Origin of the sequence: Rhodococcus sp. G-MC3, assembly GCF_030063335.1 — a bacterium.
Classification (GTDB): domain Bacteria; phylum Actinomycetota; class Actinomycetes; order Mycobacteriales; family Mycobacteriaceae; genus Rhodococcoides.
Map to the genome: position 1 here is coordinate 55,301 of NZ_JASISW010000002.1, position 22,954 is coordinate 78,254.

Annotated in this window: 27 protein-coding genes and 3 tRNA genes; 15 read left to right on the top strand and 15 right to left on the bottom strand. The window is 64.5% G+C overall.

Annotated elements, in window-relative coordinates; genetic code table 11:
• Nucleotides 1-33 precede the first annotated feature (33 nt).
• From QMK17_RS02125 to QMK17_RS02150, 6 genes are all read right to left on the bottom strand, one after another.
• Complete coding sequence (locus tag QMK17_RS02125; RefSeq protein WP_283506749.1) at nucleotides 34-810, bottom strand: PIG-L family deacetylase; 777 nt, start codon at nucleotides 808-810, stop codon at nucleotides 34-36.
• Nucleotides 811-969: 159 nt separating this feature from the next.
• Entirely contained in the window at nucleotides 970-2,115 is a 1,146-nt protein-coding gene (gene menE / locus QMK17_RS02130; protein WP_283507022.1) for an o-succinylbenzoate--CoA ligase, read from the bottom strand.
• Between the two features lie 13 nt (nucleotides 2,116-2,128).
• The gene (locus QMK17_RS02135) at nucleotides 2,129-2,443 is read right to left on the bottom strand and encodes a DUF3349 domain-containing protein (RefSeq protein WP_283506751.1); all 315 of its coding nucleotides are present in this window, start codon (nucleotides 2,441-2,443) and stop codon (nucleotides 2,129-2,131) included.
• Nucleotides 2,444-2,767 (bottom strand): DUF3349 domain-containing protein, encoded by a 324-nt coding sequence (locus QMK17_RS02140; RefSeq protein WP_283506753.1) that lies wholly within the window; start codon nucleotides 2,765-2,767, stop codon nucleotides 2,444-2,446. It abuts the gene before it with no gap.
• Between the two features lie 36 nt (nucleotides 2,768-2,803).
• Entirely contained in the window at nucleotides 2,804-3,091 is a 288-nt protein-coding gene (locus QMK17_RS02145; RefSeq protein WP_283506755.1) for a hypothetical protein, read from the bottom strand.
• 5 nt (nucleotides 3,092-3,096) lie between these two features.
• On the bottom strand, nucleotides 3,097-4,275 hold the full coding sequence (locus QMK17_RS02150; protein ID WP_283506757.1) for an inorganic phosphate transporter: 1,179 nt from the start codon (nucleotides 4,273-4,275) through the stop codon (nucleotides 3,097-3,099).
• Between the two features lie 187 nt (nucleotides 4,276-4,462).
• Here QMK17_RS02150 and QMK17_RS02155 point away from each other — a divergent pair, with 187 nt between their 5' ends.
• Nucleotides 4,463-5,803, top strand: coding sequence for a hypothetical protein (locus QMK17_RS02155; RefSeq protein WP_283506760.1), 1,341 nt, complete (start codon nucleotides 4,463-4,465; stop codon nucleotides 5,801-5,803).
• Between the two features lie 67 nt (nucleotides 5,804-5,870).
• Here the strand turns inward: QMK17_RS02155 and QMK17_RS02160 are convergent, their stop codons facing one another.
• From QMK17_RS02160 to QMK17_RS02175, 4 genes are read right to left on the bottom strand one after another with little or no spacing between them, the layout of a single operon-like run.
• Complete coding sequence (locus QMK17_RS02160) at nucleotides 5,871-6,257, bottom strand: VOC family protein (RefSeq protein ID WP_283506762.1); 387 nt, start codon at nucleotides 6,255-6,257, stop codon at nucleotides 5,871-5,873.
• A gap of 28 nt (nucleotides 6,258-6,285) precedes the next feature.
• Nucleotides 6,286-6,723: a hypothetical protein gene (locus QMK17_RS02165; RefSeq protein ID WP_283506763.1), complete on the bottom strand. Its 438-nt coding sequence runs from the start codon at nucleotides 6,721-6,723 to the stop codon at nucleotides 6,286-6,288.
• Between the two features lie 29 nt (nucleotides 6,724-6,752).
• Nucleotides 6,753-7,889 carry a GGDEF domain-containing protein gene (locus QMK17_RS02170; RefSeq protein ID WP_283506766.1) on the bottom strand — a complete coding sequence of 379 codons (1,137 nt, stop codon included), beginning with the start codon at nucleotides 7,887-7,889 and terminating at the stop codon, nucleotides 6,753-6,755.
• 9 nt (nucleotides 7,890-7,898) lie between these two features.
• Nucleotides 7,899-8,819, bottom strand: coding sequence for a 1,4-dihydroxy-2-naphthoyl-CoA synthase (locus tag QMK17_RS02175; protein ID WP_442972675.1), 921 nt, complete (start codon nucleotides 8,817-8,819; stop codon nucleotides 7,899-7,901).
• Nucleotides 8,820-8,866: 47 nt separating this feature from the next.
• Here QMK17_RS02175 and QMK17_RS02180 point away from each other — a divergent pair, with 47 nt between their 5' ends.
• From QMK17_RS02180 to QMK17_RS02190, 3 genes are all read left to right on the top strand, one after another.
• Nucleotides 8,867-9,496: a PaaI family thioesterase gene (locus QMK17_RS02180; protein WP_283506770.1), complete on the top strand. Its 630-nt coding sequence runs from the start codon at nucleotides 8,867-8,869 to the stop codon at nucleotides 9,494-9,496.
• 11 nt (nucleotides 9,497-9,507) lie between these two features.
• The gene (locus QMK17_RS02185) at nucleotides 9,508-10,500 is read left to right on the top strand and encodes an o-succinylbenzoate synthase (RefSeq protein ID WP_442972676.1); all 993 of its coding nucleotides are present in this window, start codon (nucleotides 9,508-9,510) and stop codon (nucleotides 10,498-10,500) included.
• A 73-nt stretch (nucleotides 10,501-10,573) separates the two neighbouring features.
• Nucleotides 10,574-11,020 (top strand): DUF6918 family protein, encoded by a 447-nt coding sequence (locus QMK17_RS02190; protein WP_283506773.1) that lies wholly within the window; start codon nucleotides 10,574-10,576, stop codon nucleotides 11,018-11,020.
• A gap of 49 nt (nucleotides 11,021-11,069) precedes the next feature.
• On the opposite strand, the gene QMK17_RS02195 is transcribed toward QMK17_RS02190, so the two are convergent.
• Both QMK17_RS02195 and QMK17_RS02200 read right to left on the bottom strand, forming a co-directional pair.
• Nucleotides 11,070-12,488 carry a DUF2252 domain-containing protein gene (locus QMK17_RS02195; protein ID WP_283506775.1) on the bottom strand — a complete coding sequence of 473 codons (1,419 nt, stop codon included), beginning with the start codon at nucleotides 12,486-12,488 and terminating at the stop codon, nucleotides 11,070-11,072.
• Nucleotides 12,489-12,523: 35 nt separating this feature from the next.
• Nucleotides 12,524-13,120, bottom strand: a complete 597-nt coding sequence (locus QMK17_RS02200; protein ID WP_283506777.1) for a flavin reductase family protein — start codon at nucleotides 13,118-13,120, stop codon at nucleotides 12,524-12,526.
• A gap of 73 nt (nucleotides 13,121-13,193) precedes the next feature.
• Between QMK17_RS02200 and menD the strand changes: the two genes are divergently transcribed.
• Entirely contained in the window at nucleotides 13,194-14,804 is a 1,611-nt protein-coding gene (menD, locus tag QMK17_RS02205) for a 2-succinyl-5-enolpyruvyl-6-hydroxy-3-cyclohexene-1-carboxylic-acid synthase (protein ID WP_283506779.1), read from the top strand.
• Here the strand turns inward: menD and QMK17_RS02210 are convergent.
• Nucleotides 14,801-15,307: a DUF2505 domain-containing protein gene (locus tag QMK17_RS02210; RefSeq protein WP_283506781.1), complete on the bottom strand. Its 507-nt coding sequence runs from the start codon at nucleotides 15,305-15,307 to the stop codon at nucleotides 14,801-14,803. The genes menD and QMK17_RS02210 overlap by 4 nt on opposite strands.
• A gap of 56 nt (nucleotides 15,308-15,363) precedes the next feature.
• Here QMK17_RS02210 and QMK17_RS02215 point away from each other — a divergent pair, with 56 nt between their 5' ends.
• The 4 genes from QMK17_RS02215 to QMK17_RS02230 all read left to right on the top strand — a co-directional run bounded on the left by QMK17_RS02215 (nucleotide 15,364) and on the right by QMK17_RS02230 (nucleotide 17,959).
• Nucleotides 15,364-15,807, top strand: a complete 444-nt coding sequence (locus tag QMK17_RS02215) for a DUF3592 domain-containing protein (protein WP_283506783.1) — start codon at nucleotides 15,364-15,366, stop codon at nucleotides 15,805-15,807.
• Nucleotides 15,800-16,078: a hypothetical protein gene (locus tag QMK17_RS02220; RefSeq protein ID WP_283506785.1), complete on the top strand. Its 279-nt coding sequence runs from the start codon at nucleotides 15,800-15,802 to the stop codon at nucleotides 16,076-16,078. The genes QMK17_RS02215 and QMK17_RS02220 overlap by 8 nt, the downstream gene beginning before the upstream one ends.
• Before the next feature lie 5 nt (nucleotides 16,079-16,083).
• Complete coding sequence (locus QMK17_RS02225) at nucleotides 16,084-17,253, top strand: glycosyltransferase family 4 protein (protein ID WP_283506787.1); 1,170 nt, start codon at nucleotides 16,084-16,086, stop codon at nucleotides 17,251-17,253.
• Nucleotides 17,254-17,320: 67 nt separating this feature from the next.
• Nucleotides 17,321-17,959: a demethylmenaquinone methyltransferase gene (locus QMK17_RS02230; RefSeq protein ID WP_283507023.1), complete on the top strand. Its 639-nt coding sequence runs from the start codon at nucleotides 17,321-17,323 to the stop codon at nucleotides 17,957-17,959.
• A 66-nt stretch (nucleotides 17,960-18,025) separates the two neighbouring features.
• Here QMK17_RS02230 and QMK17_RS02235 read toward each other — a convergent pair whose 3' ends face one another.
• Nucleotides 18,026-19,249: a geranylgeranyl reductase family protein gene (locus QMK17_RS02235; protein WP_283506788.1), complete on the bottom strand. Its 1,224-nt coding sequence runs from the start codon at nucleotides 19,247-19,249 to the stop codon at nucleotides 18,026-18,028.
• A gap of 287 nt (nucleotides 19,250-19,536) precedes the next feature.
• Here QMK17_RS02235 and QMK17_RS02240 point away from each other — a divergent pair, with 287 nt between their 5' ends.
• The gene (locus QMK17_RS02240) at nucleotides 19,537-20,589 is read left to right on the top strand and encodes a polyprenyl synthetase family protein (protein WP_283506790.1); all 1,053 of its coding nucleotides are present in this window, start codon (nucleotides 19,537-19,539) and stop codon (nucleotides 20,587-20,589) included.
• Between the two features lie 96 nt (nucleotides 20,590-20,685).
• Nucleotides 20,686-21,546, top strand: a complete 861-nt coding sequence (htpX, locus tag QMK17_RS02245) for a zinc metalloprotease HtpX (protein ID WP_283506792.1) — start codon at nucleotides 20,686-20,688, stop codon at nucleotides 21,544-21,546.
• Between the two features lie 61 nt (nucleotides 21,547-21,607).
• On the opposite strand, the gene QMK17_RS02250 is transcribed toward htpX, so the two are convergent.
• Nucleotides 21,608-22,108 carry a YajQ family cyclic di-GMP-binding protein gene (locus QMK17_RS02250; protein WP_283506794.1) on the bottom strand — a complete coding sequence of 167 codons (501 nt, stop codon included), beginning with the start codon at nucleotides 22,106-22,108 and terminating at the stop codon, nucleotides 21,608-21,610.
• 154 nt (nucleotides 22,109-22,262) lie between these two features.
• On the opposite strand from QMK17_RS02250, the gene QMK17_RS02255 reads away from it, so the two are divergent.
• The 4 genes from QMK17_RS02255 to rpmG all read left to right on the top strand — a co-directional run bounded on the left by QMK17_RS02255 (nucleotide 22,263) and on the right by rpmG (nucleotide 22,952).
• Nucleotides 22,263-22,345, top strand: a tRNA-Tyr gene (locus QMK17_RS02255).
• Between the two features lie 152 nt (nucleotides 22,346-22,497).
• Nucleotides 22,498-22,570 (top strand) — tRNA-Thr (locus tag QMK17_RS02260).
• An 81-nt stretch (nucleotides 22,571-22,651) separates the two neighbouring features.
• A tRNA-Met gene (locus tag QMK17_RS02265) sits at nucleotides 22,652-22,724 on the top strand.
• A 60-nt stretch (nucleotides 22,725-22,784) separates the two neighbouring features.
• Nucleotides 22,785-22,952, top strand: a complete 168-nt coding sequence (gene rpmG, locus QMK17_RS02270) for a 50S ribosomal protein L33 (RefSeq protein WP_075839256.1) — start codon at nucleotides 22,785-22,787, stop codon at nucleotides 22,950-22,952.
• Nucleotides 22,953-22,954: the final 2 nt, after the last annotated feature.

Below are 22,954 nucleotides of genomic sequence, written 5' to 3' on the forward strand. Positions count from 1 at the left end.
AGTACTGGAGTGCTCACGGACGGCGAAGCCACACTAGAGCGGCAGTCTTGTCTCCGTAAGCCCTGGACCAGCGCCGACACGACGGAACCACTCCTGCCCGAACGCCTCCTGCAGTATCTCGGGGGGCATCTGAAGGAACGGTCCGAAATCGCCGACCTGAGTCTCGTGCGCCTGCATCGCCTCACGCTTGGCAGCCATCACCGAGCTGACATCGACGACCGTCGTGATCTCGGATTCGGGGAGCCCGAACGTATCGATATCCGGGGGTGTCGCGCCGTCTTCCGACCAGTTCGGGTTCGCTGCGAGCAGGCGCTTCATGTGATCGCGATTGGTTGTGGTTTCGTACACGTTCTTGGTCCCGGCCAATTCACCGGCGCGAAGCCCGACGAAGTGGACCTTGATGTGGTCGGGATGGCCGTAGCCACCGTTGGGGTCGTAGATCGTGAGCACGTCGGCATTCTCCTCCTCGAGAACTGCAGCAAGCTTGGCTGCGGCCTCCTCGACGTCGGCATTGCAGAACGCATGTTCGACGTCGTTGTCCGTTGTTCCCGCCATCCCGGAGTCCGCGTAGTGCAGCATGACGATACGACTCGCGCCGAGGACGCCCGCTGACTTCTCCAGCTCTCCTCGGCGGCGCTCCGCAAGCGTTTGACCGTGGGTCAGAATGCCCTCGGGAAATTCACCGAGTGCGCCGTCCGTTGCGGTCACCAGCACTACGCGGTGGCCGGCGTCCGCAGCGAGGCGCATGACTCCGCCGGTGGTGAAGACCTCGTCGTCGGGATGGGCGTGAAAGCAGACCAGTGTGCTCATCGGGAAATGCTTGCACGGATGTGCTCCGGCGTCTCAATCGGCTGCAGGCAATGTGCCGCCGACCGGAAATACCGTCCACGGCTGGGCGACGGTTGGGCGGACGGAGCACCCTTCTTGCCGACCTGCACGTCGTTCTCCGACCTGAAAGCCGTGCACGGTTCACACCGAAGGTGCTAGATCCGCGAGCAACCCCCGCAGTGCCGCCCGATCGAGCTTGCCCGGACCCCGAACGGGCAGAGCATCCACCAGATACAGCTCACGCGGCGCAGCAGTGGGATCCAAAGTGGCCGAGACGTGCGTGCGCAACTCGGCCAGCGTGACCGCGGACGAAGCAACCACAGCGACCACGACCCGGTGCCCGAGGCGTTCGTCCGGAAGGCCGACCACTGCACACTCGCGTACCGCCGGATGCGTCGCGAGCGCCGCTTCCACGACCTGAGGCACGACGGTCAACCCACCGGTGGTGATGGCCTCGTCGAGCCTGCCGTGGACCGCGAGAACCCCGCCCGAGAGCACTCCTGCATCGTCGGTACGGAACCACCCTGGTACGGCGAAGGCGGGGTGCTCCGGCATGCCCCGGTAGCCGAGCGCAACCGTTTCCCCGCCCAGAACGACCCGGCCGGAATCCACACGGACCTGAGCTCCATCCAACGGAACCCCGTCGTAGATGCAGCCACCTGCTGTTTCGCTCATGCCGTAGGTGCTCACGAGGGTGATGCCTGCCGCAGCAGCCTTCTCACACAACGGACCGGGAGCAGCGGCTCCGCCTAGCAGTACCGCGTCGAACGAGGCGAGAGCGTCGGTTGCTTCCGGATCGTCGAGAGCCTTGATCAGTTGGGTTGGGACGAGCGAGGTGTAGCGCCTTCCTGTCATCGATGCCGCGGCGGCAGGAAGCTGAGCTGGGTCGAACCCCGCCGACACGTCGAGGATCACCGGCTCGGTGCCTGCGAGCACGCTTCGCAGAAGTACCTGCATCCCGGCGATGTGGTGGGCAGGCAGTGCGAGCAACCACGAGCCGGGGCCACCGAGACGATCATGCGTCGCGTTGCCGCTCGCCCGGAGCGCCGACGCGGACAGCATGGCGCCCTTCGGCGTGCCGGTTGTGCCCGACGTCGCGACGACGAGTGCAACTTCGTCGGAGATCGGGGTACCGGGGGAGAGGGCGCTGCGGAGGCGGGCAGTCTCACGCTCGTCGCCCAGCGGGACCGGCAGCACCGCATCGGAGCGGCCTTCCAATACAGAAACGAGCCGCGGCAAAATTTCTGCCACGGCCCGTCCCGACGGAATCTGTAGTTCTTCGAGCATCACCGTAAAAACCCTAGTCGCAGGGCTCGATCGTGAACGGATCGGCAAGGGGCCACCCGCCCGAAGCCACTCTGGAACGAACGCGTGCGATGTCCTCCTCGCGAGGCATCTCGTTGGTGACCTTGGTGATGGTCACCGCAATTTTTGCTTTGTCCACCGGTAGCTGCCCTCCCGCGATGAGCGCATCCATCACAGCTTGGACTTCGTCGTCGGACAATCGTCTGGTCAGTAGTGCCAGCAACGGAATGTAATCCGCATCGGGCACGCCCTCGGGATATCCGACGCGCAACCAGTGGAGTATCGAGTTGAGGAAAGAAGGTAAAGCCATCTACGTGAGAGACGAGGGATCTGCGAGAGGCCAACCGCCGGCAGCGAGGCGCGCCGAGACGCGAGCGATGTCCTCGGTGGTGGGGTCGTGGTCGACGGTTTGACGGATGAATTCGGTGATCTCGTCGGTGGTGATGGCGCCATCACCCAGCGCGCCGCCGACCGGCGATACGAGGGAGAGGACGACTTCTTGGACCTGGGAGTCGGTCAATTCTGCGCGACGCAGCAGTGCGACTAGCGGGAAACGATCCTTGGGTGGAACCCCCTCGGGATAGCCGGCGCGCAGCCACTCCAGGACGGATGCGGGGAAGGAGGTCTCGGTCATGAGTGATCCTTTTGTGGGTCAGAAGACGGAGATGGGTCAGAAGACAGAGATGCCGAAGGTGCTGTCGAGGAAGCTCTTCATGATGAAGAGGATCCCGGCGACGATCGCGACGACGACGACGGCGAAGCAGAGGACTGCGGCTGCGGTGGCGACCGCGGGCCGACCTGTGGCGACCTTGGTGGTTCCGGTTGCCTCGTCCGGTGCTTCGCCGACCGAGAGTGCCTTCAGTCCGAAAGCGAAGATTGCGGGCAAGCCTGCACCGAGGAGTAGTCCGACGAGTACGACCTGCCAGAGCGAGTTCAGCGTGTGCTCGAGAGTTTCCATTGGGCTCAGACCTTCGCAGGGGTTTCGGGAGTGGTCGCGGCGTCGGTCGGAACCAGTCCGCCGTCCCACTCGGCGTTGACGTTGTTCGGGTCGATGGGTTCGCGACGCGACCGCAGATACATGACGGCGGCCAGCGCGACGAGGATGGCGAACACCACCAGGATTCCGGGCAGTCCACCGACGATGTCGGCGAGATACCAGCATGCCGCGCCGACGACGCCGGCGAGCGGCAAGGTGATGACCCAGGCGACGGCCATGCGACCGGCGACGCCCCACCGCACTGCTGCGCCTGGCTTACCGATGCCGGAACCGAGGATGGAGCCCGTAGCGACCTGCGTGGTCGACAGCGGGAGACCGAGGTGGCTGGAGGTGAGGATGATTGCTGCCGAGGATGACTCTGCGGCCATTCCCTGAGGCGATGCGATTTCGACAAGGCCCTTGCCGAGTGTGCGGATGACGCGCCAGCCGCCGAGGTAGGTGCCGAGTGCGATGGCGAGCGCGCAGGTGACCTTCACCCACAACGGCATCTCGGCGTCAGGAGTAACGGTGCCGTACGCGACGAGGGCAAGGAAGATTACTCCCATTGTCTTCTGCGCGTCGTTGGTGCCGTGGGCGAGTGATACGAGCGATGCCGAACCGATCTGGCCCCAGCGGAATCCGCGTTCCTTCGACTTCTCGGGAACGGCGTTGGTGATGCGGTAGATGAGCCAGGTTCCGACGGTGGCGACGAGACCTGCGACGACGGGAGCGAGGACTGCAGGGAGCACGATCTTGCTCCAAACACCGTCCCAGATGACGCCCGACGTGCCGAGGCCGGCGATGGTGGCGCCGATCAGTCCACCGAAGAGAGCGTGCGAGCTGCTCGACGGAATTCCGAGGAGCCACGTTGCGAGGTTCCAGAGGATGCCGCCGACGAGCCCGGCGAAGATGATGGTCAGCAGAGATTGCCCGCCGGTGTCTCCGAGGTTGACGATGCCTTTTGCGACAGTGGCAGCCACCTCCACCGATAGAAATGCGCCGACGAGGTTGAGTACGGCAGACAGCGTGACTGCAACTTTGGGCTTGAGTGCCCCCGTTGCGATCGACGTCGCCATCGCGTTGGCGGTGTCGTGGAAACCATTGGTGAAGTCGAAGGCCAGGGCCGTTACGACGACTACCACGAGGACTAGGAATTCTGCGCTCACAAGAAAAGTGTGAGGCCTGATGGCTCCTGAACGATAATTTTGCTCGAAGTGTTCTTCTCGGGTCCCTGCGCGATGTCTTTCGTTAACCTCACGTTCACCTTTCTGTCGCAAATGTCCGATTGGCGAATGGCGTGAGTCACGTGCGTCGACAACCCTTACATGCGCTCGCTGTGCAACAGTGGAAGTCGTGGAATTCGATGACGGTATCGGCGGTGATCGCAGCGGTCTTGACGACGCGGTCGCTGCGGCCCTCTCGTATCTCGACTCGGTCGACCCGGCCACCGCTGCCGACGCCCAGATCGGGTGGGACGGCCTTCGAGCGGCCTCACCGACTGCCGGACCGACTCAGAACTCGGTGCAGACCTTTCTATGGGTCCACCTCAGAGTCGTCGCCGAGGATGCCGGGCGAGCCCAGGACATCGCGAACGCTCTGGCCGACCTACTGGAGCGACTCGGTCATGCTCGTTACGCCGGCATCGCACGGAGCACGCGTACCCACGAGCTTCTCGCAGCGGCGCCCGACGCACTGTGGCAGCAACGTTACGACGAGGCGCTCGCCGATTCCGGGATCGGGCCGACGGACACCGACCTGATCACCTGGCAGGACGTGCCCGAGGGTGCCGAGCGTGCAATCGCCGACCTCATCGGTGAAACTCTGGAAGTTGCCACCGTCGCAGGTGAATTCGCGCCGACGAGACTCAACGCGCCACCCCTCGGGACGAAGACGCTCTCGACGAGGCGACGAGGCGTCGTCGACGCGGTTCTGCGTACCGAACGAGCGGGCGGGGTTCTGCTCGAACAGCTCGTGGATCACCGAATCGGTTTGTGGACGCAGTACAGTCCGCCGCGGGTCGAGCTGTACCGAGGCCTGTCGGACGAGCTGCATGCCGCGTCGGAACCTGCCTACGGTTGTGTGCGCAGACTGGAGGGTCTGCTTGCGCTCGTCGGCGACGGCATCACTTTGACCGAGCGTGGATACCTTCCCGACGCCCTCGTCGAGAGGGCCGTAGCCACGCTGTGGACGCCGCGCGAATGGCCGTTCCCGTCCGGCGCCGAACCAGACACCGTCCCGGTGCTGACCGTGCGGCGACTACTACTCCGACTGGGGTTGGTCCGTAAGTATCACGGCCGGCTGCTGCCGACTGCCCGGTCCCGTGGCGTCAGCGCCGACCGATTGTGGAACATTCTCGTCGCGCGGCTGGTCGGTACCGACTATCACCCGGAAACCATTGCTGCCGACGTCGTTCTCGCCGAGGTCATCCGCGGAAAACGACCGCACGACACCACCGAATTGTGCTCGGCACTGCTCGTGGCCGAAGGGTGGACGCATCTCGAAGCGCCGCCCCGCGATCACCAGGTCGAGCCTCTCGCTGAGTCGGTCCTCTCCGAACTCACCGCTCTCGGCGCGTTCTCCTACTCGGACGGCAGACGCGGCCTCACCTCGGACACACCGTCCCCGGACGGCATCCGGTTGGCGGCCGCCGTGCTGCGCCACCGACTGCTTCACACCCGGCTTCCGGCTCTGTGAGTGGCGCCGACACCGCCATCGAGCTGAGATGCAGTCTTCAAGAGTTGCTCGGATCCAACCGAGGCTGTCAGTCCCCGCGCACGTCCCGCCGGAGCGGATGCTCGGCCGGAATCTCCACCAGCACGATCGGTACACCATCGGGGTCCTGAATCCACAGTTCGATCAGGCCCCAGGCTTCCTGCTTGGCCTCCCGGTCGATCGGCACTCCGCGCCCGCGTAGTTCTGCCTCGGCCGACTCGATGTCTCTGACCTGCAACCAGATTGCACCGTCGAAAGTGCGGGACGCTCCCGATCCGCCGTGCGCTGCGACCTCGACGAGAGCCTGCCCGGCGAAAAACACCGTGCCTGCCCCATATTCCCGATGAATTGCGAGACCGAGTTCGTCTCGGTAGAACGCGAGAGTTCGGTCGTAGTCGACTGGACGCAGAATCGTCCGCCCGCTCAGAATCTCCACAGCACACTGATATCACAGGAACCGGACGTCAGGGGGTTGCTTCGTGCCCCGGCTTGCCGTGGGTTCGCCTGCTCTCCTTCATCTCGGCCTCGAAGAGATGACGTCGGCCGCCCTGAAGTTCCTCACGAACACACTTCTCCTGGTGTCGGAACTCCGACCAGTACAGATCGTCGAACTCCTCGACGATCTGGAAGGACCATCGTCCGTCGATCGCATTGCGTCCGATCATCTCGTGTGCCAGACGGTCGCCTTGCTCGCCGCACCCTGCATCCCTGAGGGCATCGACGGCGTCGCCGAGTTGTAGGTCGGCATGGCCCATCAACTGATGGAACGAGTACAGATGTCCACGAGCGCGTTCGATGGTCTCCAATGCCTCGGACACCTTGCCGACGGCGGCAACCGTCGCGCTGTCGAGACCGTCCGGGCGTCGATGCTCCGGCGATGGCATCTCTCTGTCGCTGCTCATACCGGGTTGTATTGCCGGAAACCGCGGAATCAAATCAGCTTGGTGACCACTCTGTTGCCGCCGGCCGACTTCGCCTTGTACATCATCGAATCTGCAATACGGGACGCGGTTTGCATGGTGTCTGCGCTGCTGTACCACAGGTTGGACTCGGCGTAGAGGATGGCTGCTCCCACACTCACCGTCACCGGGACGGTGTCGTTGTCGCCGTGCAGCGCCCGCCGAATTCCGTGGATGAGGGCGTCGATGTGAAGCCGCGACGTCACTATCGCAGCCAGGTACTCCTCACCGCCGGTCCGTCCCAGTACGCCGTACTGCGAGATATGGGCGACGAGGCGGTCCGCGACGCGGCAGATGACGGCGTCACCCTCGTCGTGGCCGTAAACGTCGTTGACGGACTTGAAATTATCGATGTCGACTACAACCACGGTGGCGCACTGCCCGTCGAGCCGGCCCCTCGCCCACAAGTCGTCGAGCGCGGCGTCGAGTCCTCGCCGGTTGAGTAGACCGGTCAGCGGGTCGAGTACCGAGCTGCGTGCGTCGTCGGACAGCGTCGTCAAGAAGATGTGCGAGGTGACCGGGATACTGACGATTCCAAGCAGAACCACGTTCGTTTGCACGATCAGCGTGATTGTGTCGACGTCACCGCGAAAGTACAGCAGTGCGCCGAACGTCAGCGTCACCGTCGATGCGAACGCCAGATGCATCATCACCCAGCGCGGGCTTACGAAGAACGTGACGAACGCACCGACTACGGCAAACAGAACGCACCCGAGCAGTGAATTGCGAAGGTCGAGCATCGACAGTGCCGCTGTCACTCCCACGTCGGAATACACTGCGAACGATACGACCCCGAGACGACCGGGGAACGGTCGTAGAGCCCACAGTGCCGCGATGATCAGGTTGGTCGTGCACAGCGTCAGCGTCAACCACGTGGCGCCGGGGCCGGTAGGACCACCGACGGCAAAGATGGACATGAACGACATGATGGCGATGTTGATCGTCGACATTGCCACGATGAGCCGGATGACTTTTCCCGACGGGTGAGTGTTCTGGAACTCCGTCATCCACTCGTAGTCGTGCGGCTGCACGAGCCAGCCGGCGGCGGCGGACCACGCGCTGTCGGGCGCGTGCCGCCGACGCCTCAGAGGATTTCGAGAGATCGACATGAATCCTAATCAGAAATATCGAGGAAACGGGGACCAGTCAGGTTCGCGCTTCTCGAGGAACGAGTCACGTCCCTCGACTGCTTCGTCGGTCATGTATGCCAGGCGCGTGGCCTCGCCGGCGAACAGCTGCTGACCGACCAAGCCGTCGTCTTGAAGGTTGAAGGCGTATTTCAACATCCGTTGCGCCTGCGGAGATTTAGCATTGATCTTCGCGGCCCACTCGATGGCCACGTTCTCCAACTCGTCGTGATCGACGACGCGGTTGACTGCGCCCATTCGATGCATCTCCTCGGCCGTGTACGTTTCGCCGAGGAAGAATATCTCGCGAGCGAACTTCTGTCCCACCATCTTCGCCAGATACGCACTGCCATAACCGCCGTCGAAGCTGCCGACATCGGCATCGGTCTGCTTGAACTTGGCGTGCTCACGGCTCGCGAGGGTCAGATCGCACACGACGTGCAGGCTGTGTCCGCCGCCCGCGGCCCAGCCGTTGACCAGGCAGATGACCACCTTGGGCATGAAGCGGATCAGTCGCTGTACCTCGAGGATGTGCAGGCGCCCGGCACGTGCCCTGTCGACAGTCTCGGCTGTCTCACCCTCGGCGTACTGGTAGCCGCTGCGGCCGCGAATACGCTGGTCGCCGCCCGAGCAGAACGCCCAGCCGCCGTCCTTCGAGCTGGGACCGTTACCGGTGAGCAGAACCGTGCCGACGTTCGAGCTCATCCGAGCGTGTTCGAGCGTCCGATACAACTCGTCGACCGTGTGCGGCCGAAATGCATTCCTGATGTCGGGACGATCGAACGCGATGCGGACCGTGTCGTCGGTGATGTGACGGTGGTACGTGATGTCGGTCAGGTCGTCGAAACCGGGAACGCTCTGCCAGAGGGAAGGAGTGAAGGTCACCGTTGCCACGATAGATTGCCCAGACATCGATGGTGCGAAGACCTTGGAGCACGTGAAACGGTTACGGTGCTGGGATGAGCGAAAACGCAGGCCAGGACGAGTACGAGCACCACGGCGGGTTCCCCAAGTACACCCCGGCCGACGTCGGGCCAGAGTATGGACGGCTCATCGAAGCGCTCCGAACCCTGCAGGATCTCGCGGTCAGCACCGCACCGACGCCCGAGGTGACCGCCGAACTGGCGGAACGAGTGGAAGCTCTGAATGCGGAATTGGCGCCGTTCACGGTGCCCGAGGGGGCGTCGCCGGCAGGGCGAGCCATAAAACTCCCCGGGCGCGGATCGCTGCTGATGCTGCCGTGGACCATCGAGAAGTTCGACGCCGAAGGCGTGCGCAGCCGCGGCGTGTTCCGTCGGTTCCATCTCGGAGGTAACGGTGCCGCGCACGGAGGCACTTTGCCGCTGCTGTTCGACGACATGTTCGGAATGATCCAGCACGCCTACGGCCGCCCGATCAGCCGCACGGCATACCTGCACATCAACTACCGAAAGGTCACCCCACTCGATACCGAGCTCGTGGTCGAGGGCAGCGTGGACCGTGTCGAGGGTCGAAAAACCTTCATCAGCGCGGTGCTGAAGGACACCGAGGGCAATGTGCTCGCCGACAGCGATGCGCTCATGCTCCAACTGCTCCCGGGCCAGCAGTGACGTCGGGGGAGATGCCGACCGTCGACGAGCTGTTGGGAAACTCGCACGTCCTCTCGCTCCCGATGCGTACCAAGTTTCGAGGCATCACCACCCGCGAGGTCGTGCTCTTCCGTGGACCAGCAGGCTGGGGAGAATTCTCGCCGTTCACCGAATACGACGACCAAGAGTCGGCGGCGTGGCTGCGTGCGGGCGTCGAAGCGGCTTGGGACGGGCCGCCCGCGCCGTACCGCGAACGAGTCCGCGTCAACGCAACGGTGCCTGCCGTCTCCGCCGACGAAGTGCCCGGGATCCTGGCCTTGTACCCAGGCGTCGATACCGCGAAGGTCAAAGTCGCCGAGAAGGGCCAGAGCAGCTTCGAGAAGAGCATGGCCGACGACGTGGCCCGCGTCCGTGCCGTCCGCGCACTCGTGCCGAGGGTGAGAGTCGATGCGAACGGCGGCTGGACCGTCGAACAAGCAGTTCGGGCGCTCACCATGTTGAGCGAGGACGGCCCGTTGGAGTACGCCGAACAACCGTGCGCGAGCGTGCCCGAACTCGTCGAGGTTCGGCGGAGACTGCCGGGGGTGCGCATCGCAGCCGACGAGAGCATCCGCCGCGCCGAGGATCCGCTGCGAGTGGTCCGAGCCGGGGGCGCCGACGTCGCCGTCGTCAAGGTTGCACCGCTCGGCGGTATGCGGGCGCTACTCGAGCTTGCCGGTGAACTCGGTGAGTACGGCGTCCCCGTCGTGGTGTCGAGCGCGTTGGATTCCGCGGTGGGAATGTCGGCGGGCCTCGCCGCCGCCGCCGCCATCCCGAAACTCGAATTCGCCTGCGGACTCGGTACGGGAACGCTGTTCGTCGACGACGTCTGCGAGCGTCCGGGACTTCTCGACGGCACTCTGGCGGCAGGGGCCGTCGAGCCCGATCCCGAGCGTCTGACGGCGCTCGCGGCCCCGCCGGACCGTGTCGAATGGTGGCACGATCGTGTGCGCCGGGTTCACCCGCTCATGAAACCGGTGACGTGACCGGAAAACGGCCGTCTGGGGTACTCTCCGGCGGTCACACGCCATAAGTGAAACTGTGGGAGGAATTGAACAAGTGGTTGCTGCACTCAAGGAATCGTTGCTCGACGAGTCGAAGCGCGATGTTCTGCTGCCCGACGTCCTGGCCCTGATCGACGCCGAGGTCTCGGACAAGAAGGGCGCCAGCGGCCTGGCTGTCAAGGCAGGCTACGGCGCGGTAAAGAAGGTCGGACCGTCGTACATCGAGAAGGCCGTCGAGCAGTTGTGGCCGGAGTTCGTGGATCAGCTCGATCCGTTCTGGCAGTCCTACAACGCCGCCCCGAGCGGAACGTTCTCCGAGTACCTAATCGCGAACTCCGACCAAGCGTCCAACGCACTGCTGTCGGTCACCGACTCGCGCATCGAGGACACGGACAAGAACGTCGTCAAGAAGTTCTACGGCAGTCTGCGTGGTTCGGCTCAGAAGAACGTCGCCGAGGCGCTCCCGCGTCTGGGCGCGCTGGTCACCAAGTACGCCGGGTAGGCGCTGCGCGCACGTGAGTGGAAATACGTCCCAGGCGACGTACTTTCACTCACGTGGTCGCGAAGCGACCTTTCTTCACAGCCTTCACCAGCAGCGCGTGATCGGCCTCGGTCTGATCCGCGTACAGCCGCGCGAAGCGGCACAGCGCGGTGTCGAGCGCATCGGAGTCGCCGACGTAACCCGCGATCATCGAGGCCCCGCTCGTGCGGGCGTGCCCCTTGGCCAGGAGTCGGCCCACCACCCCCGCATAGTCCACCAGCGCGGGCGCGTTGATCGACCCGAGGTCGATGGTTCCCTTCATGTTTCTGAACTGCCGGACGTAATACTGGCGCCCGTCGATGGTCGTCCATCCCAGCAGCGGATCGCTGACGGTCTGCAGATCCTGCTGGTACTCCACGACGCGCTGCCCCTGGTGCGAGTGCCACGCGGATTCGCCGTGCACGTACGGCGCCAACACCGAACGCCGAGCCTGCTTGAGTTGGAGGAACACCACATCGTCGGGACTGCTGCCCTCTAACAGCGCCACGTAGGCCCGCAGCCCGACGCTGCCGACTCCGACCACTCGGTGCGCCACGTCGATCAACGTGTACCCACCGAGCACCCGACGCCAGTGCGGGGAGAGCGTCGTCAAGTATTCGTCGAGTCCCACCGCGAGCATTTCCTCGTCGCGTGCACCGATCCGAGTGGTGATCGGCGGTTCCTCGACGAGTCTGCGTTTGCCCTCGTGTTCCTCGGTCAACCGGGGCAGCACGCGGTCATTCGTCCGCGTGCGGGCCTTCTTGGTGGCGCGTTTGATCTCCTTGCGGAGTGAGCCCTCCGTCGCGTCGGCCTGCAACTTCTCCGCCGTGAGTCGCTGGAACGAGCGAGACATCAGCGGCTCGTCGGCCAGCCGCGAGACCTCGATTCGATACGCCCTCACACACGCTGTGACGGCTTCCTCACACTGCGCCTCGGTGCGTCCGTTCTGCCGGCCGGCCACCCAGATGCTCGCGGCGAGGCGTCGTAGATCCCACTCCCATCCGCCGGGGTGTGCTTCGTCGAAATCGTTGAGGTCGATCACCAGATCCCGCTCAGGGGATGCGTAGAACCCGAAGTTTCCGAGGTGCGAGTCGCCGCTGATCACCGGGGTGATGCCTGTCGACGGCAGGAGTGCGACATCACGAGCCATGACGATCGCGGTGCCGCGCAGGAACCCGTACGGGGACTCCGCCATCCGTTCGACCCGAACCGGGATCAGCCAGTCGATCCGGCCGTCGTGCGAGAACTCGATCTGGCGAATCGGATCGGGGCGGTCGGAGGGAGGTGCCCAGTCGCCCATGGATTCACGGGAGACTTTCTCGCGCAGACTCTTGCCCAGCAGGTATCGCTCGGCGCGCGGGGTCGGCCGCGCGCGGAACGTGGCAAAGGATTTGCGGTCCGCGTCGCCGAACTCGGGTATTACGGCATGGCCTAGGCGAGCATCGGGCATAGGTGAACTGTATGACCTGCGACTTCCGAACGTGGTCAGGAGGGACGTGCCGGGCGCTCGAGGACGCGCACCTGCGGCGGCAGGCCCCACTCGGCGCGCCCGAGGCGGCTCAGCGGCGCGATCGCCTCGAACGAGGGGAGGCCGTCCTCAGCGAGAAATTCGGGACGAACAGCAAGGGCTACGACCAGGCCCATGACGACGAACGAATTTCCTACCTCGACGACCCGGTGCAGCGTGGCCTCGATCGCGATGGGGGATTCGGCGACGCGAGGAGCGGCGACCTTCTCGGACGGCTCGCTCGCGATTCCGAGTTCTTCCAGCTCGCTGACCCCGTGGTCGTAGGTTGCCGACGAGAGATTGACCTTCTCGATCAGCGACTCGGTCGCAAGATTGATGACGAATTCGCCCGTTGCCTCGATGTTCTTCAGGCTGTCCTTGCGTCCTACCGAGGTGAATTGCACTACAGGCGGATTGGACGAGGACACCGAAAAGAAGCTGTAGGGCGCGAGATTGGCCACACCGTCTGCGGACACCGTGGACACCCAGGCAATGGGCCGTGGCACCACCGATGCGGTGAGCAGGGAATAGAAGCCGTTCGGCGGCATTTCGGACGGATCGAAGACAGTACGCACATCTCTATCGTGCCAAACATCTCTTCAGCAGGGCGGCTGGGCTGCTGCGCTCGTGTTCTGACAATCTGGAGTAGTGAATCCGTCCAGTGCTCAGGCCGCAGCCGTCGTCGACGAAATGGTTCGTGGTGGTGTTCGCGACGTCGTGCTCTGCCCTGGATCTCGAAACGCGCCGTTGGCGTTCGCGTTGCAGCAAGCCGATGTCGAAGGCCGAGTCCGGCTGCACATGCGCATCGACGAGCGAACGGCGGGCTTCCTGGCCATCGGTTTGATTCTCGGAAGTGGACGTCCGGTACCGGTGGTGATGACATCGGGAACTGCCGTAGCAAACCTCGGCCCCTCGGTGTTGGAAGCGAACTATGCGCGTATGCCGCTGGTGGTTTTGAGCGCGAACCGTCCGTACGAGATGCTGGGGACGGGTGCGAATCAGACCGTCGAGCAGCTAGGTCTGTTCGGTAGTCAGGTGCGCGCGACCATCAGCCTCGGTCTCGCCGAGGACGGCGATGGTCAGAACAGTCAGTGGCGCAGCGCCGTCTGCCGAGTGCTCGCGGCTGCACGCGGCACCCGTTCCGGCAATGCAGGTCCTGTGCACTTCGATATTCCCCTGCGTGAACCTCTTGTCCCCGATCTCTCGGATAGGACGCCTGCGCCGCCGGGACGGCCCAACGACGCCGCCTGGACCACTACGCAGCGTGCCACCCTCGACGTTCCCGTCGACATCGATCTGACGGTCGACACGATCGTGGTGTCCGGCCACGGCGCGGCGCTCCGACCGGAGTTGGCCGGCTTGCCGACGGTTGCCGAGCCGACAGCTCCACTACACGGGATGCCGCTGCATCCGATGGCGCTCTCGCAGCTGAAGCCGCGGCAGGCGATCATCACCGGCAGGCCGACGCTCCACCGGCAGGTGTCGTCGTTGCTCGCCGATCCGGCAGTCGACGTCATTGCGCTCACCACCGGTCCGCGGTGGCCCGATGTCTCCGGCAACGTGCTCGCGACGGGGACCAGGGCGGTGGCGTCGGGAAGCCCTCGCGCGCAGTGGCTGAACCGCTGCGCGTCGTTGTCGGCCGCCGCCGACCGTGCCGTGCGTGATCAACTCGCCGCCCACCCCAAGCCCACCGGGCTGCACGTGGCAGCGACGGTGATGTCCTCTCTGCGTGACGGTGATCAGCTGCTCCTCGGAGCGTCCAACCCCGTCCGCGACGCGGCCCTCGTCAGCTATCCGACGCGGGGGGTGCGTGTGCTCTCCAACCGCGGCGTCGCGGGCATCGACGGAACCGTCTCGACGGCAGTGGGAGCTGCTCTGGCGGCCGAAGGCCGAACCATTGCGCTGATGGGCGACCTGACGTTTCTGCACGACGCCTCCGGCCTGCTGATCGGGCCCGGCGAACCACGGCCGAAAGACCTGACGATCGTCGTTGCCAACGATGACGGCGGAGGCATCTTCGAGCTTCTGGAGCAAGGCGATCCGCAGTATGCCGGAGCGTTCGAGCGAGTGTTCGGCACCCCACACGGCATGGATCTGGCGGCGCTCTGCGCCGCGTATCGGATCTCGCATCGCAGCGTCACCACGAGCGAACTCACAGAAGCTCTGCTCGGTAACGCCGATGGAATCAGAGTGCTCGAAGTGAGTACCGAACGCTCGGGGCTACGCGAACTCCACGCCGGGATCAAGGCCAGGCTCTAGGACTGTTCCTGTTCCTCGGCCCATTCGACGGTCTCGCGCGTTTCCTGATCCACCATGTCGCGGATCATGTCATTGATCAGCGACTCGATCTTGCCGCCGATCAGCGGGATCTTCACAGTCGACTGGCCTGCCACCGTCAGGACTGCGCCGTCGCCGTCGGGCCGCAGCGCCATGGTGCCCACGACCTTCGCCGAGACGGCCGACGCGCCGCCGGTGAGAGTGCCGTCGGCGGTGTCGCCGTTCAGCGGGCCCCAGTGATCGGTCCGCGTGATCATCAGTTTTCCCTTGATGACTTTCTTGACGAACCCCGGCAGCTCGGACGTGCCGACTTCCTCGGAGATGTCGACGGTGAACGCGCCGTCCTCGTGCGCGATCAGCTCGTAGCCCTCGGTCTTCTTCGCCTTGGCGAACCGGGCCATCCACTGGTCCTCGCTCGTCAAAGCCTCGTGAACCTCGGCCGGAGTGTGGGTGGAGTTGATCGTGAACTGGAAGTCGCGAGACATAGCAGCAGAGGCTACCCGAGCCGAGATGCTGCAGACGCACAGTAACGTCTAACGGCGTGAGCACCCCCGACACCCGCAAGGGCACCTCGAAAGGTTGGCATCGCGCGCGGATCTCGGTTCTCGTCGTCGCGATCGGGATTTCGGTGCTGTCGTTTCTGCTCGTCGTCGCGGCCTGGCAGAACGACAGCACCATCACCTCCGACGAGGGAACTGCCACCGCAGAGGTACTGTCGGCAGGCAAGTTGAGGTCGGCGGTCAGCTTCGTCACGCCCGACGGCATCACGCACAATCCGCAGCTCGGTGTGCTCTACCCCACCAACTTGATTGCCGGACAACGCATCGACGTCGAGTACTCACGGGCCGATCCGGATCTGGTTCGGGTGTCCGGGCGTAATGCCAAGGTCGCGATCATCCCGGCCGCGTCGGTCATCGTCGGGACCTGGCTCGTCGCCGGGCCGACGCTGTACCTACTTCGTCGACGGGAGAACTCCGGTGAGTAAGTGGGTGCTTGCAGGACTTGCTGCAGTCTGCGGATTCGCTCTCGTGACGTTCGGAAACGTCGTGACGTCTGCCGTGTTGGCGGCACTGGTGGTGCTCTTCGTTCTCGGACTGTCGACGACGGCAACGAGACGGTCCCGACGGTGTTCCGCGGTACCGAACATCGCAGCAACCCAAGCCCGACGTGGGTGGCCTCCCGTCGACCATTCGTGTGAACTTCGCCCGCTCGTAACTCTGCCGCTGCCCGGTGGCCGGAGTGCAACTTCACACTGAGGATCGTGCGAGTAGCCATCGTTGCGGAATCCTTCCTGCCCAACATGAACGGCGTCACGGGCTCGGTCCTCCGAGTTCTCGAGCACCTCGAACGAACCGGGCACGACGCCATGGTCGTCGCTCCCGACACCCCTGCCGGAAGCCCGCGCGCAGCCGTCGAACACGGGCGAATTCCGGTTCACCGCGTCCCGGCCGTCATGGTCCCGAAGGTCAGTTCACTGCCCGTCGGCGTTCCAGGCCCGGGACTGACGGCAACGATCCGTGAGTTCGGGCCCGACGTCGTGCATCTTGCGTCGCCGTTTCTGCTCGGGGCAGGCGGGCTGGCTTCGGCACACCGCCTCGGAGTGCCTGCAGTCGCGGTTTACCAGACCGATGTCGCCGGTTTCGCCGAAAGCTACGGTCTCGGCCTGACTTCCCGCGCCGCGTGGCGCTGGACTCGTCGCGTACACCGAGGGGCGGCTCGCACCCTCGCGCCGTCGTCCTCGGCGGTCGATGCGCTGGAGGCGCACGGTGTCCCTCGCGTCCACCGCTGGGCCCGGGGTGTCGACGCCATCCGATTCGCGCCGTCGGCGCGGCGCCTGTCGCTCCGTCAGAGCTGGTCGCCCGAGGGCAAGCTGATCGTCGGCTTCGTCGGCCGGCTGGCACCGGAAAAGCACGTCGAACGACTCGCGTCACTCGGTGAGCACATCCAACTGGTGGTCGTCGGCGACGGACCCGATCGCGCCGCCCTGCAGGCGCTGATGCCTCACGCGATCTTCACCGGCCAACTCGGCGGCAACGAACTCGCGCAGGCCTATGCAAGCTTCGACGTCTTCGTCCACCCCGGCGAGCACGAAACCTTCTGCCAAGCCGTCCAAGAAGCTCTCGCCAGCGGTGTCCCGGTGATCGGACCGGACGCGGGCGGCCCACGCGACCTCGTCTCGCATTGCCGCAACGGCTACCTGCTGCCCGTCGACAGATTCTCCGAGCTGCTGCCGAGTGCAGTGGCCGCGCTTGCCTCGCCTGTCACCCGTGCCCGGTTCGGCGAAGCTGCGCGGCGGTCGGTGTTGCACCGAACCTGGCCCGCCATCTGCGATGAGCTGCTCGGGCACTACGGCGACGTCCTCGGCGGGAGCGGAGCCCGCGGAGCGACCCGGCGGGGTTGGGACAACGGTCGATCGCTACGAACGGCCTGAGTAGTCTTGAGCAGTGCCTACAAGTTCGCGTGCAACTCTCGACAAGGAACCGCACGAGGTCGCGTCGATGTTCGACGGCGTCGCTCGTCGTTACGACCTCACCAACACCGTGCTCTCCTTCGGGCAGGACCGTAGCTGGCGCAAGCTGACCCGCGCGGCGCTGAACCTGAAACCGGGGGAGAAGGTTCTCGACCTCGCAGCAGGTACCGGCGTCTCCACCGTCGAACTTGCGCGAAGCGGGGCGTGGTGCGTGGCCACCGACTTCTCCAAGGGCATGCTGCAGGCAGGTGCCAATCGACCCGTGCCGATGGTCGCAGGCGATGCCATGCGCCTTCCGTATGCGGACGCGAGTTTCGATGCCGCGACCATCTCCTTCGGCCTCCGCAACGTCTCCGACTTCCAGGCAGGCCTGCGTGAGATCGCGCGTGTGACCAAACCCGGTGGACGCCTCGTCGTCTGTGAATTCTCGACGCCGGTTCTTGCGCCGTTCCGGACGGTGTACATGGAGTACCTGATGAAGATGCTGCCCGCCGTGGCGAGCGCAGTCTCCAGCAACCCCGACGCCTACGTCTACCTCGCCGAGTCCATCCGTGCGTGGCCGACTCAGCAACAGTTGGCCGGCACTATCGCCGAGTGCGGTTGGTCGGACGTGCAGTGGCGCAACCTCACTGGCGGAGTTGTCGCGCTGCATCGCGCGCGTCGCTGACCAGCCCGTGCGTGTTCAGGCGCGCCCCCGTGTCACAAAGCGCTCACGGGCGGCGAAGCCGCACTCTCAGGTGAACGGCGGCCGGGAATCCACCTTGAGTGAGGCGCTTCCCGACGCCCGCCACGCCCGCGCGACAACGTCCGAATCGGCCTCGGTGACAAGGTTTCCCATCACTCGAACAGCGATGGTCATCAGTGCGCGTGAGCGCATCCCGATCGGACCCGTCGCGGGCAGGAACCGGGGGACCGTCAAGAGCCCGGACAGGCGTCGGGCGATGGAGAACGCCTGCCCGTAGTGCTCGCGTAGCACCGTCGGCCACGCGTCGGTGAGGTCTTTCGCATCGAGCATGTCCGCGATCATTCGGCCGCCTTCGAGACCGTAGTCGATGCCTTCGCCGTTGAGCGGGTTCACGCACGCCGCTGCATCGCCGATGATCGCCCAGTTCTCGCCTGCCACGTTCGACACCGCGCCGCCCATCGGCAACAGCGCCGACGCCACCGCGCGAAGATCGCCGGTGAGCGCCCAATCGCGACGACGCTGCGAGGTGTAGAGATCCAGCAACGGCCGCAGCGCTCCCGGCCCCGGACGCTTGGCCGTCGCGAGAGTCCCGACGCCGATGTTCACCTCGCCGGTGCCGAGCGGGAAGATCCAGCCGTAACCGGGCTGCAGTGCGCCCGCGCCGTCGCGCAGTTCCAGGTGCGACGAGATCCACGGGTCGTCGGAGCGATCGGAGCCGATGTACGCCCGAGCGGCCACCCCGAAGGTGGTGTCGCGGTGCCACTCACGGCCAAGTTTCTTACCGAGCGTGGAGCGAACGCCGTCGGCGACGATCAGCTTCTCGCAGGCGATCTCGGTGCCGTCGGCGAAGGTCACCGAGGTGACCCTGTTGCCGTTCCTGGTGACCTCCGCTGCCTTGTACCCCTCCAGCATCGTTGCGCCGGATTCGATTGCTGCGCGCCGTAATCCGTCGTCCAGCTCGGTACGCGGTACTGCACTGCCGACGGAGGGGAGCGATCCGCCCGGCCATTCGAGTTGCAATTCCTGGCCGAAGCCGGACAGGCGCAGTCCGCGATTTTCGGCGCGACCGCGCACCCAGTCGCCGAGGCCGAGGCGGTCGAGTTCTGCGATTGCGCGCGGAGTGAGGCCGTCGCCACACGTCTTGTCCCGGGGGAACGTCGCGGAGTCTGCGAGGACGACCTCGCGCCCGGCCCGCGCGGCCCAGGCAGCGGCAGCAGACCCGGCCGGACCAGCGCCGATGACGAGCACGTCGGTGGATCGTTCGGCAGTCACCTCTCCAGTAAAGCAGCGGTGGGCACTGTGACCTCGGTCCTGTCCCGAAGTTGACGCCTCGTGACCGTCGGTGGTGCGGACGTGTCAGAGTCTCCGATTCACCGACCGCCGCGCTGGAAGCGACATTCGACGTGATCAGCGGCAGTCTGTCCGCCTTCTCCCGGCCTCCTCCGCCGTGCTCTACGGCACCTTCCGACCCTGCGCTGCATCCGGTTCACTACGGTAGGAGCGAGTAAGTCGGGATTGTCGGACAAACGCCGAAGCCGAAGAGGACAGGACGAACAATCGTGAGCACAGACGACGTGGGAGTGGAGCCCGCGGAACGAACCGATTGGCCAGTCGGATCGACGGTCGTAGCCGGGGTGGATCTCGTGGATCCGGAGCTTGCACGAATCGTCGCGACCGGTCTGGAGAACGTCGAGCAATTGATGATCTCCGAGCTGTCCGACGGGGAGGACTTCCTCACCGAAGCTGCACTTCATCTCGCCAAAGCCGGAGGCAAGCGCTTCCGCCCGCTCTTCACTGTCCTGACAGGCCAGCTCGGACCGGATCCGACGGCAGACTCCATCGTCACCGCGGCGACCGTCGTCGAACTCGTTCATCTTGCGACGCTCTATCACGACGACGTGATGGACGAGGCAAGCATGCGCCGCGGAGCCGAGAGCGCGAATGCACGGTGGGGCAACAGCGTTGCGATCCTGGCGGGCGACTACCTCTTCGCTCACGCCTCGCGGCTGGTGTCGACCCTCGGGCCCGAGGCGGTACGCATCATCGCCGAGACGTTCGCCGAGCTTGTCACCGGCCAGATGCGCGAGACCATCGGCGTCAAGAAGGACGAGGATCCCGTCGCGCACTACCTGCGGGTGGTGTGGGAGAAGACCGGTTCGCTCATCGCCGCATGTGGCCGATTCGGCGGGACCTTCTCCGGCGGGGATTCCGATCATGTCGCCGCGCTCGAACGACTCGGCGACGCCGTCGGCACCGCATTCCAGATATCCGACGACATCATCGACATCTCGTCGGCGTCCGAGCAGTCGGGCAAGACACCTGGCACCGACCTTCGTGAGGGCGTGCACACCCTGCCCGTTCTCTACGCGCTGACAGACTCGGGTCCCGACGGCGACCGCTTGCGCGTTCTGCTCGACGGCCCGGTCACCGATGACGCAGCCGTCGACGAGGCATTGAAGCTGCTGGAACGTTCGCCGGGAATGGCGAAGGCGAAAACCACACTCGGTGAGTTCGCGGCAAAGGCACACGCCGAGCTCGAAAAGCTCCCTCAGGGTGCAGCCAACCAGGCGTTGGGACGGCTCGTCGACTACACGGTCGAGCGGGTGGGCTGACACTCGGGAACCTTGATGGGGGATGCGCTCGTTCTTCGGTAGGAGAGAACAACGAATCCCCCACGGTCCGCGGGGCAAGGCTGGAAGAGGCTCGACGTGAGTTACGCGAACGGTGCAAAGACATTCGGCCTGCTTGTGGGGATGTCGGCGATCATCGTCTTCATCGGCTCGCTGTTCAACAGCTCGGCCATTCTGTTTCTATCGGTCGCACTTGCCATCGGCGTCAACGGATACGCGTACTTCAACAGCGCCAAGATGGCACTGCGGTCGATGCATGCGCAGCCCGTGACCGAGGTCGAGCAACCGGCGATGTACCGGATCGTCCGTGAACTCGCGACCATCGCTCACCAGCCGATGCCTGCGTTGTACATCAGCCCGACCCACAATCCGAACGCATTCGCCACCGGACGAAACCCGCGTAATGCCGCCGTGTGCTGCACAAGCGGGATTCTGCAGATTCTCGACGAACGAGAACTTCGAGCCGTCCTCGGCCACGAACTGTCCCATGTCTACAACCGGGACATCTTGATCTCGTCGGTCGCGGGCGCTATGGCCGCGGTCATCTCTGGCCTGGCGAACTTCGCGATGTTCGCCTCGATGTTCGGTGGGCGAGGAAACAACGGGGCCAACCCGGTCGCGCTTCTGCTGGTGTCACTGCTGGGGCCGATCGCTGCGACGGTCGTCAAGCTCGCAGTCTCACGGTCACGCGAATATCAGGCCGACCAGTCGGGAGCCGAGCTCACGGGTGATCCACTCGCGCTTGCATCGGCCCTGGCGAAGTTGGAGAGGGGCGTACAGCTCGCCCCACTGCCTCCTGAGCCTCGTATCGCCGCCGAGTCGCACCTGATGATCGCCAGCCCGTTTCGGGCAGGGGAGAAGGTCGGCAGGCTGTTCGCCTCGCACCCGCCGATGGCGGATCGGATCGAGCGGTTGGAGCGGATGGCGAGGGGCGGCTGACGCCGCATGTGCGCGGAAATACGTCCCAGGGGACGTAATTCCGCGCACATGCCCGAAGCGCCTAGCGGTAATTGACAAACTGCAGCGCAAGCCCGAAATCTTCGGACTTCAAGAGTTGCTGGACGGCCTGGAGGTCGTCGCGCTTCTTGCTGCTGATGCGAAGTTCGTCACCCTGGATTTGTGCTTTGACGCCTTTGGGGCCGTCGTCGCGGATCTTTTTGGTGAGCTTCTTTGCGTTCTCGGTCGAGATGCCCTGAACGAGCTTGCCGGTGACCTTGTAAACCTTGCCCGACGCTGCCGGGTCGTTGGCTTCGAAAGCCTTCAGCGATACGTCGCGTCGGATCAGCTTTTCCTTGAAGACGTCGAGTGCGGCTTTCACCTTCTCCTCGGTTTCGGAGGTAATGACGATCACCTCGGCCTCGCCACTTCCGGACCACTCGATGACGGTGCCGGATCCGCGGAAGTCGAAGCGCGTCGACAGCTCCTTCGCAGCCTGTCCGAGAGCGTTGTCCACCTCTTGACGGTCGACCTTGCTCACCACATCGAAGGAAGAATCAGCCACTTAGAACTCCTGTGTCGAATCGATTGTTCACGGTCTGCACACCCGACGTTAGCCCCCGCGCACCCCCGCTATCCACCCGGTTTGCGTCAAGGGGGCACGTTCGTTGTATTCTTCTCACCGCGTCGAAGAGAGAGAATCTCTTCGGAGCGATCACGGCAGATTGCCCGAGCGGCCAATGGGAGCGGACTGTAAATCCGTCGGCTTATGCCTACGTAGGTTCGAATCCTACATCTGCCACACAGGAGCCCCAGCGAAACTATTTCTCGCTGGGGTTTCTACTGTGAGGGACACACGCGAAGACGTGCTGAGCATGCAATTTGGTACTCGGCGCTCAGAATGTGTAACCTCTTGAAGGCTTCAGCGCACGGTTCGCCGCGCGCAGTCGCTGCGCCCCCTTAGCTCAGTCGGTAGAGCGTTTCCATGGTAAGGAAAAGGTCAACGGTTCGATTCCGTTAGGGGGCTCGCTGGATTGGATGGTTCGCCTGACAACCCTCGTGGACGAGACTGCTTCGTCAATGAGAAGGTGTAGGGGTGAGCACCTGAGGCGGTGTAGCTCAGTTGGTAGAGCAAACGACTCATAATCGTTGCGTCGCCGGTTCAAGTCCGGTCACCGCTACACAAGAAAAATGCACAGTCCTGATTAACCGGATCAGATTTACCCGAAAGTAGGCATCCAGTGGCCTCCTCCACCGATGTGCGGCCCAAGATCACCTTGGCCTGCGACGTTTGCAAGCACCGTAACTACATCACGAAGAAGAACCGTCGCAACGATCCCGACCGCCTCGAGCTGAAGAAGTTCTGCTCGAACTGCGGAACGCATCGCGCGCACCGCGAGTCTCGCTAGTA

Bases quoted from the DNA above. Each gene is read 5' to 3' on its own strand.
- QMK17_RS02145 (WP_283506755.1), bottom strand. From the start codon at position 3,091: ATGGAAACTCTCGAGCACACGCTGAACTCGCTCTGGCAGGTCGTACTC.
- QMK17_RS02195 (WP_283506775.1), bottom strand. From the start codon at position 12,488: ATGCCCGATGCTCGCCTAGGCCATGCCGTAATACCCGAGTTCGGCGAC.
- QMK17_RS02180 (WP_283506770.1), top strand. From the start codon at position 8,867: ATGAGCGAAAACGCAGGCCAGGACGAGTACGAGCACCACGGCGGGTTC.
- QMK17_RS02185 (WP_442972676.1), top strand. From the start codon at position 9,508: ATGCCGACCGTCGACGAGCTGTTGGGAAACTCGCACGTCCTCTCGCTC.
- QMK17_RS02165 (WP_283506763.1), bottom strand. From the start codon at position 6,723: ATGAGCAGCGACAGAGAGATGCCATCGCCGGAGCATCGACGCCCGGAC.
- QMK17_RS02230 (WP_283507023.1), top strand. From the start codon at position 17,321: ATGTTCGACGGCGTCGCTCGTCGTTACGACCTCACCAACACCGTGCTC.
- QMK17_RS02140 (WP_283506753.1), bottom strand. From the start codon at position 2,767: ATGACCGAGACCTCCTTCCCCGCATCCGTCCTGGAGTGGCTGCGCGCC.
- QMK17_RS02170 (WP_283506766.1), bottom strand. From the start codon at position 7,889: ATGTCGATCTCTCGAAATCCTCTGAGGCGTCGGCGGCACGCGCCCGAC.
- QMK17_RS02125 (WP_283506749.1), bottom strand. From the start codon at position 810: ATGAGCACACTGGTCTGCTTTCACGCCCATCCCGACGACGAGGTCTTC.
- QMK17_RS02210 (WP_283506781.1), bottom strand. From the start codon at position 15,307: ATGTCTCGCGACTTCCAGTTCACGATCAACTCCACCCACACTCCGGCC.
- menE (WP_283507022.1), bottom strand. From the start codon at position 2,115: ATGCTCGAAGAACTACAGATTCCGTCGGGACGGGCCGTGGCAGAAATT.
- QMK17_RS02175 (WP_442972675.1), bottom strand. From the start codon at position 8,819: ATGTCTGGGCAATCTATCGTGGCAACGGTGACCTTCACTCCTTCCCTC.
- QMK17_RS02135 (WP_283506751.1), bottom strand. From the start codon at position 2,443: ATGGCTTTACCTTCTTTCCTCAACTCGATACTCCACTGGTTGCGCGTC.